5 protein-coding genes are annotated in these 8,087 nt (G+C 40.3%); all 5 read left to right on the top strand.

What is annotated here, in order from left to right; all coding sequences use genetic code 11:
• The first annotated feature begins 1,089 nt into the window (after positions 1-1,089).
• On the top strand, positions 1,090-1,449 hold the full coding sequence (locus QZT26_RS14985; protein ID WP_295103305.1) for a response regulator: 360 nt from the start codon (positions 1,090-1,092) through the stop codon (positions 1,447-1,449).
• A 175-nt stretch (positions 1,450-1,624) separates the two neighbouring features.
• A complete protein-coding gene (locus tag QZT26_RS14990; RefSeq protein WP_295103308.1) occupies positions 1,625-2,536 on the top strand; it encodes a radical SAM protein in 912 nt (303 codons plus the stop codon).
• 24 nt (positions 2,537-2,560) lie between these two features.
• The gene (locus tag QZT26_RS14995; protein ID WP_295103311.1) at positions 2,561-5,317 is read left to right on the top strand and encodes a cation-translocating P-type ATPase; all 2,757 of its coding nucleotides are present in this window, start codon (positions 2,561-2,563) and stop codon (positions 5,315-5,317) included.
• A complete protein-coding gene (locus QZT26_RS15000) occupies positions 5,295-5,882 on the top strand; it encodes a hypothetical protein (RefSeq protein WP_099323750.1) in 588 nt (195 codons plus the stop codon). The genes QZT26_RS14995 and QZT26_RS15000 overlap by 23 nt, the downstream gene beginning before the upstream one ends.
• Positions 5,883-5,951: 69 nt before the next feature.
• Positions 5,952-7,931, top strand: coding sequence for an efflux RND transporter periplasmic adaptor subunit (locus QZT26_RS15005; RefSeq protein ID WP_295103314.1), 1,980 nt, complete (start codon positions 5,952-5,954; stop codon positions 7,929-7,931).
• Positions 7,932-8,087 lie beyond the last annotated feature (156 nt).

Below are 8,087 nucleotides of genomic sequence, written 5' to 3' on the forward strand. Positions count from 1 at the left end.
GTTATCATTACAGGAAGTTCTTAAGTGCTGGAATGACATTGCTTGTTCTTTAGCAGAAAATACAAGAATCCGAAAAACACAGATATCAAAATACTTCGAGCATACCTAAAACAAGTTAGCGCTTATGGGGGGGTACCCGTGAACTGCATGTTCAGGAAGCAACGGAATATATTACTCATCATTGGCCTAACCGATGAATACAAAATAGATGAAGTATCTTAAATTTAAAAAATAAAGAATAATAATAGGTATCATGAAGTTGCTTATTATTCCAGCCTCTGTTGTCTTGTGTAGCATAGGAAATTCAATAACAGATTTAAACAATTTTATTCTTTAGAGAGATAAGGAATTGAAAGAAATAGAAAAATCTCTGAACAAAAAAGCTGCTAAAATATGTTTTAAAAAGCAGTATTTACTTTAGGTTCGATACAATAAAAACAATAGCCTTGTTTCTTAAAACAACGTTTTGCATGGCTATTAAAAATTCACTGGATTGGCCTTTGTATTAACCTTCATCTAAACGATAACATATATCATACTTAAAAGGAATTTCCTGTAGAGTGTTTTAAAACATAACGAAAGAATTGAAATTCCTTATACATGTGAAGATCAAATTAATTGATGCATTTATCAAATATTTTGCAACAATTAATTTGTGCTTATTTCAAATCAGTAAATTTGTGTTTGTGTATATGTCTTCTGCCAGGAAGACCTTGTTGCATAGATATTAATGACGCTATATTCGGGAAGTTAATACCATACAGACAATAACCTGCCTCGTGTATTAAAATTTATTTAAAACTATTTTCCAATTATAAAATTATATTTGACACTGCATAAAACTTGTGATAGTTTTACAATGTGTAAAACAATTGTGTCGTTTATAAATTTCCCAAAGGAGATGTTTTATGTTAACAAAAAAACATCTATCAATGTTAAGCATTTTAGGTGCAATCGTTGTGTTTTTCCCCATGGTATCAAGGGCATCCACATTTGTACATCGGATGCCGATAGCCTTATAAATTTGAGATATTTAATATTAAAGATTGTGCAGATGAAGTAGATAATTATAAGTTAGTTAAGAGATACATGATGAAAACCATTCTTGTAGTAGAAGATGATAAAAACCAACTATTACTGTATAAACAGGAATTGGAAAGCGAGGGGTATAATGTTATCACCGCAAGGAACGGCGTAGAAGGCATAAAAGTGGTAAATGATTATTTGCCGGACATAATAGTCATGGACATTATTATGCCAAAAATGGATGGACTCGAAGCTATGGGGAAAATTTTAAGCAAACACAGGAAAATACCAATCATTATTAACACGGCGTTTAGTTGTTATAAGGTAAGTTTTTTGTCCTGGTCAGCCGATGCGTACATAAGAAAATCCTCTGATCTTCAAGAATTGAAAAATAAGATAAAAGAATTATTAGAAAACAAGTAAATTTAAATATTTATAAAAATAAATAATATAATGCCCCCTATCTTCCAGTAACAATAGTAATGAATATATTCTTCGCATTTTCAGGAAGGCCTTTTTACCATGGGTATTTACTTTTCCCGGATACCTGGGGGTATTATGGAATTTTTATAAAAAGATAAAGAAGAAATATAAACTGATGGATAATAATGGCAATCCCATCCCTCATACTATTTTTATAAGTCTTCTCTCTGATTGCAATCTTGCCTGTGATCATTGTTATGCCAGGATCTATAAGGAAAAAAAAATTTTGCCGGGAGAAATGTTAGAAAATATTCTTTTACAAGCTGAATCATTGGGTAGTTTCATTTTTATGCTTACGGGTGGCGAGCCTATGCTATATCCAAATCTCATGGAGATTTTAAGCGGCCATAAGAATAGTTTTTTTATCCTGATAACGAATGGGACTATGATTTCTGAAGCTGTTGCAAAAAAGGTGTCCGGATTACCGCATATAATTCCGGTAATTAGTTTGGAAGGAGATTTAAGAGAGACTGATAAACGACGGGGCGCTGGTGTCTATCATAATGTTATGAATGCCTTTGCAAATCTGAAAAACAATAAAATACTCTATGGTTTTTCTATCACGGTTACAGCAGAGAATGTTGAATTAATTCAAGTAGAAGAGGCATTTTGGGAAAAGTACCCTTTTGGCGCCAAGTTAGGATTATTTATAGAATATATACCGACTGGCAGATCGCATGATTACGGGCTATCCCTATCAACACAACAACGGACTTTATTTAGGCAATGGTTTTTAAATCTGAAAGAAAGAACGAATACCTACTTACTGCATCTTCCAAATGATGGCCGTCTCTTGGACTGTAGCAGGAAGGCGGGAAGTGAATTCATCCATATTAATCCGGAAGGTTATACAGCATCGTGTATATTGTTGCCGTCTGACAAATATAGTGTGTCAGAGTCGCCTCTCGAAGTGTGCATACAAAGATTATATAAAGACAACGAGGAAGACAAGCATCTGTGCGAAACAAGTGAAAGCCATCCCTGTGTGAATTACAGGAAAAGATTAAAAATGCAGTATAAGACATGAGATAATGCGAGAGGCTAAAACGAAATGACTGAATTACAGTGGCATACAATGCATGCCAATGAGGTAATAAAGAACCTTGATACTTCGGTTGACGCCGGACTTAGCCTTAACGAAACGGAAAACAGGCTAAAGAAATACGGATACAATCAACTGGAAGAAAAAAAAGGTGTATCTCCCTTCATCCTCTTTTTGGGGCAGTTTAATAACTTTATTGTCTGGGTATTGATTGCTGCCGCCATAGTCTCCGGAGTTTTGAGGGAATGGATCGATGCGTTAGCCATTATTGCTATCGTTATTATTAATGCGATTATTGGGTTCATACAGGAATACCGCGCGGAGAAATCACTTGAGGCCTTACAAAAAATGTCTGCACCCTTTTCAAGGGTAACACGGAACGGCGAAATACAATCCATCCCCTCCCGGGATATTGTGCCGGGAGATATTGTATTGTTGGAGGCAGGTGATTACGTCCCTGCTGATGGCAGACTATGCTCTTCCTTTAGTTTTATGACCCAAGAGGCTTCTCTTACAGGAGAGTCAACGCCGGTTGGTAAGTCCACTGAACCACTCCCCAATCCTTCTTTACCCATTGCCGATCAGAAAAATATGGTATTTATGGGGACCTCGGTAACGAGTGGTAAAGGGACGTGCGTTATTGTAACAACGGGAATGCACACAGAGTTGGGCAAGATTGCCGGTCTCATTCAGGAGGCAGGGAAGGAAGAGACCCCCCTTCAGCGAAAGCTCGAGGTGTTTGGGAAAAAATTGGTTTATTTGTGTTTGGGGATCGTAACAATCGTATTCCTTTTGGAGTTGTGGAGAAAGGATCCATTATTAGAGGCATTCCTCATATCTGTGAGCCTTGCCGTGGCTGCCATTCCGGAAGGTCTTCCAGCAATCGTGACTATTGCCTTAGCCTTAGGGGTGCAACGCATGGTGAAACGGCACGTACTGATCCGAAAGCTTCCATCAGTAGAAACTTTGGGATGTGCTACAGTTATTTGCTCAGACAAAACAGGCACTTTAACACAAAACGAGATGACCGTAAGAAAGATATTTGCCAATGGTAAAACCATTGACGTATCGGGGACGGGTTACATGCCGGATGGAAATTTTCTTGTCAACGGAGAATCTCTTCTGGGAATTGACCAGAAAGCACTCGAAAAGACACTGGAAATAGGTGTGTTATGTAACAATACCCACCTTAAAAAAGAAGACGCTACATGGAAGGTTATTGGCGACCCTACAGAGGGCGCCATCTTAAGTGCAGCAGGAAAGACAGGTATCTGGAAGGAAATGTTGGATAAACAATTCCCCCTCATTTCAGAAATTCCCTTTGATTCAGAACGAAAGAAGATGTCTACAATAAGAGGTACCTCCCCTGCTTTACAGGTATGTGAAAAAGGTGCGCCTGATGTAATCTTACAGGATTGTACAAAGATTTATCATGATGGAACGACAAGGGATTTGACAGAAAACGATATACAGGTCATTTTGGAGGAAAACAATAATTTGGCAGGGTCTGCCCTGCGCGTCCTCGGTGTGGCATACAAGCCTCTTGACCGGGAAATCACCAACCCTGTCCCTGACACAGTAGAAAGAGAGATGATCTTTGTGGGACTATTAGCCATGATTGACCCACCCAGACCAGAGGTCAAAGAAGCCGTTGCCGTTTGTCATACAGCCGGTATAAAGACGGTCATGATTACGGGTGATCACAAGAATACAGCCCGGGCTATTGGGGAAGAGCTGGGATTTCTTAGCAGCAATTCCTCAAAGGCTATTGATGGAATAGAGTTAGATGCGCTTTCCGATGACGATTTAGCAAAAGAAGTGTCAAAGATAGCCGTATATGCACGTGTAACTGCTGAACACAAACTCAGGATTGTAAAGGCATGGAAGAAACAGGGAGACGTTGTGGCCATGACCGGTGACGGCGTAAATGACGCCCCTGCTGTAAAAGAAGCAAACATCGGCGTAGCCATGGGTATTACAGGAACCGATGTCACAAAAGAGGCGTCCGATATGGTTATAACGGATGACAATTTTGCTTCCATAGAGGCAGCCATTGAAGAGGGACGAGGTATTTATGACAACATTAAGAAGTCCATCCACTATCTGCTCTCGTGTAATACCGGTGAGATTTTGACAATGCTCCTCGCATCGATATTCAATCTTCCTATCCCCCTATTCCCTATCCAGATATTATGGATAAATATTGCCACCGATGGTCTGCCGGCATTGGCCTTGGGTGTCGATACGGTAGATCCTGACATTATGAAAAGACTGGCAAGAAGGTCAACAGAACAAATCATAGACAAGCGTCTAGGTATCCTGATTCTATTTCAGGGTTTTCTCATTGCCATGAGTACCCTTCTGGCATATACGTATGTCCTGTACTATGGAACCCGTGCAATACCTGACTATCTTTACCACTGGTTTTGTAATGAAGCGGCTCCTCACCTGTTGCGTGGGGATATCGAGCTGGCCAGAACAATTGCCTTCTGTGTGATGGTCGTCTCACAATTATTTCACTCTTTTAACTGCAGGAATGCAAGACGTTCCTTATTTGAAATTGGTGTTTTTACCAATAATAAACTCCTGCTGGCAGCGGGGATTTCGTTGGCCATACAGGTGGCTATCGTCTATACCCCTTTCTTCGAAGATATTTTCAGAGTAAGACCGCTGGGGTTAATTGATTGGATTACCGTCTTTGGATTTTCTTCTCTTACCTTCATTATCATGGAGGTAGTTAAATATGGTAAAAGGGAAAAGAATTAGTAATCTTTTAATGAAAAGCGGTGATACTATGGTTTGTAAGAAATTTATAAAAACAGTTGCGCCGGTAATTATGTATCTACTTCTGTGGGGAGGTAATCTGATGTATGCTGGCGAGGTAGCGCACAAACACAGTGAAAACGACCCGCTGGCTGAGCATTCAACCACAGAGCCACCCATGTGCCCTTTTTGTGAGAAAGTGTATGTAAGTCCGGAGAAAGAAAAGGCACTTGCCGCAAAAAGTATGGTTTGCCCTGACTGCAAAAGTGAAGTATCAGCACTCGAAGTCCATCATTGTGACAAGTGTGGAAAAGACGTTCTTGTATGCACAGCGTGTCAAAAGGCATCCGCTGGTTTAAAAGCCGAAACAATGATAGGCAAGTGCCCCAAGTGCAAAAAGGTACTCTCAAGATATGTGAAGGGAAAGGCATTGGCAACCTGGAAAATGAAATGCCGGGATTGCAGGATGAAGTCGCAGGAATGGCTTATTCAGCATTGCAAGACATGCGATATAGACTTTCTGGCCTGTCCAATTTGTGAAAAAAAACAAGAGCGGTTTCAAAAATAGGTTTTTACTCTAAAAGTTTAAGGCAAAATCATTACTTCATTACGCTATATTTTGAAAGGTGCGATAATTATGTTGTTTAAACAAAAATTTCTTTCCTTGAGATATTTTATAATAATAGTCACTGTCATATTTAGTGTTCTTTCTGGTATACAAATATCCAATTATGTAGAGACATATTGCAATGCGTCTCTACAGGATGGGATAAATTTTATTTCTTCCGCAAATGCTGAAGAAACAAAAGAAAAGAAGATAATCTACTGGACATGCGGGATGCATCCTTCCGTCAGGATGGATAAACCAGGAAAATGCCCTATTTGCGCCATGGATTTAGTTCCTGTATACGAAAAAGGTGCAGGTATGGAGGAAGAAGGTGCATTAGCCTCCGTAGAATTAAGTGAACGCGCCCGTAAACTGGCACAGGTTAAAACTGACGTTATCGGATTCCGGTCGTTAACTAAAGATGTTTATACGGTTGGATTGATTGAATACGATGAACGGCTTAAAGCGGTTGTTTCCGCATGGATTCCTGGCAGGATAGACAAACTGTTTATTGATTTCACCGGTACAGAGGTAGTGAAAGGCGAGTCATTGGTATGGATGTATAGTCCTGATCTGGTATCTACACAGAAAGAGTATCTGTTGGCGCTGGAAACCTTTGAAAAAGTAGAGAATAGCCCTTTTAAGGAAGTGGTGGACGGCACAATATCTCTCATAGATGCAACCAAAAAAAGGTTGTTATGGTGGGGTATTAGTGAAAGACAGATTGAAGAACTTGCAAGAAACAGAAAAATAAAACAACATACGATCATCTATGCCCCGATAAGCGGTATTGTCATAGAGAAGAAGATGCTGGAAGGGCAATATGTTATGACGGGCGAGATGATATACACCCTTGCCGATCTTTCCAAGGTTTGGATGATGGCCAACATTTATGAGTATGAAATGGCGTGGATAAAGGTTGGACAGGAGGTGGAAGTCACAACTCCTGCATATCCCGGAGAGGCATTTATCGGAACGGTATCGTTTATAGAACCGTTTCTTGACGATAAGACGCGTTCTGTGAAAATACGGTGTGATATTCCTAACCGTCAGCTCAGACTCAAACCTGCCATGTATGTCAATGCCCGCATACGTATACCTGTTGAAGAACTGGAGGAACGAGACAGAACCTATGTGAGCGGACTGGATTATGTATGTCCCAATCATCCTGAAATTAAATCAAGCAGACCCGGTATATGCCCCGAGGATAATGTCCCATTTATAAAAAAAACCTCGGCGCGGCTTGAAATGACTGCCGAAGGCAAAACAGAGGGAATTGGGGAAACTGAATATGAGTATGTATGCCCGATGAATTGTTATGTGTCTGACAAACCGGGTGATTGCCCGGTATGTGGTATGCATCTCGAAAAAAAGGAAATGCCTGTTGATGAAACGGTGACGTGCATTTGTCCGCAGGAATGGGACCCTGATACTTCCCCAAAGTCTTGTCCTATGTGTGGTATGATGCTTCAGAAGAGTATAACGGTAACTTCGCCCACTGGTGAAAAGATACAAAAGTATGTCTATATGTGCCCTATGGCATGCATGACCTCGGATAAGCCTGGTGAATGTCCCGACTGTAAAAGGCAAATGGGCAGATGGGAAGTTAGGGAAGGTGTGGGAATGAAGGTGAAAAAAACAGAACACAGAAAACGTACCATTTACACCTGCCCCATGCATCCTGAAGTAACATCGGATAAACCTGATAATTGCACCAGGTGCGGAATGCGTCTTGAAAAAATCACACAAATGCTTGCCATTCCTGCCACGGCAGTTTTGGATACGGGTGTACGAAAGATTGTCTATATTGATAAAGGCAACGGTCAATACGTTGGGAAGGAAGTGATTCTTGGGCCAAAAGCGGGCGATTATTATCCTGTGATGGAGGGGCTTGAAGAAGGTGACAGGGTTGTCACATCAGCAAATTTCCTCATCGATTCCCAGAGCCAGCTTACAGGCGGAGCAAGTGCATTGTATGGCGGAGCGATGGAGTTTAAGGAAGAAAAATAGGCAAAAAAATACTTTGAAACCACAGATTTCCTAGCGCGGCCTTTGGCCGCAACCAAAAAGGTGATTTTTAGTTTATTATAAAGTATAGTAGTATCCTCGTAAATAGTAATCAGACAATTTGGAGGACACTACTTATGAATAAGTTGATGGAATTAT

The sequence above is a fragment of the uncultured Candidatus Kuenenia sp. genome, assembly GCF_900696675.1.
Lineage (GTDB): Bacteria > Planctomycetota > Brocadiia > Brocadiales > Brocadiaceae > Kuenenia > Kuenenia stuttgartiensis_A.

Excerpts from the sequence above, each read along its gene's own strand:
- QZT26_RS14985 (WP_295103305.1), top strand. The coding sequence starts at position 1,090 with ATGATGAAAACCATTCTTGTAGTAGAAGATGATAAAAACCAACTATTA.
- QZT26_RS14990 (WP_295103308.1), top strand. The coding sequence starts at position 1,625 with ATGGATAATAATGGCAATCCCATCCCTCATACTATTTTTATAAGTCTT.
- QZT26_RS14995 (WP_295103311.1), top strand. The coding sequence starts at position 2,561 with ATGACTGAATTACAGTGGCATACAATGCATGCCAATGAGGTAATAAAG.
- QZT26_RS15000 (WP_099323750.1), top strand. The coding sequence starts at position 5,295 with ATGGTAAAAGGGAAAAGAATTAGTAATCTTTTAATGAAAAGCGGTGAT.
- QZT26_RS15005 (WP_295103314.1), top strand. The coding sequence starts at position 5,952 with ATGTTGTTTAAACAAAAATTTCTTTCCTTGAGATATTTTATAATAATA.